General features: G+C 37.5%; 1 protein-coding gene. It reads right to left on the bottom strand.

Annotated elements, in window-relative coordinates; translation table 11 throughout:
• Nucleotides 1-682: ABC-2 family transporter protein (locus ACFINC_RS10520; protein ID WP_375617178.1), on the bottom strand; the 682-nt coding region annotated here is incomplete at its 3' end.
• Between the last annotated feature and the right edge of the window lie 77 nt (nucleotides 683-759).

The raw sequence follows: 759 nt of genomic DNA, 5'->3' as shown, positions 1-759 counted from the left end.
ATCTGAACGGATTATAAAACATGATAGGTGCTATAGTTTCAGGCCAAAAGCTTGGGGGCAACATGGTCCCGCCTAATATGCCTTGCAGCGCAGATAACAGCGCTAAAAGAAAATCAGGCCGAACAAATTTAAATGTGCTAAGAGCCATAAAAAAGCCAATTAAATAACACAATATTTGTGTCTCCATGATATAGATAATCGTCCAGAACCAATAGAAGGGGCTTATAGTTTCGACTTCAAAAAGAAAAAAACAAACAGCCACAATGATAATAATTGGCCATGCATAGATAATAGCACCCCCCAAAAAATCCCAAAATCTTTGAACCGGAATGGGTATAGGCCAAAGTAAACGGGGTTCGAGTTCACCAGCTTGAATGTTTCGTGCAAAGTATTCAATCACACTGTAATAATTGTTAAGCCTCCAGAATGCTATAGAAATTGCGAAGTAGAACATTAATTGCTGAAAATTATACCCGCTTACACTTTCCTCCGCATTGCCTACGTAAATATAGTGCCAAATAATATATTGCGTGATAAAAGGAATACTCGTTGCCAATAATAGATCGATTATGAGCATATATTTATCAATAAGGATCTCCTTGACGGCTATAAAAGCGAATAGCTTTGCACAACCAAGATATAGCCGCACTGTCTTTAGCATCAGGAGAGGTTTTAAACGCATTCTTGCTTCCCCCTGTCCTTAAACTGTTTTAAATAAATGTCTTCAAGAGAAGGCGGAGAAAATTGAATTAAGATATT

This window comes from Bartonella sp. AP58NXGY, from assembly GCF_042195785.1.
Lineage (GTDB): Bacteria > Pseudomonadota > Alphaproteobacteria > Rhizobiales > Rhizobiaceae > Bartonella.
Note: the sequence above shows the minus strand (reverse complement) of the source record. Positions and strands in the feature narration are given on the sequence as shown.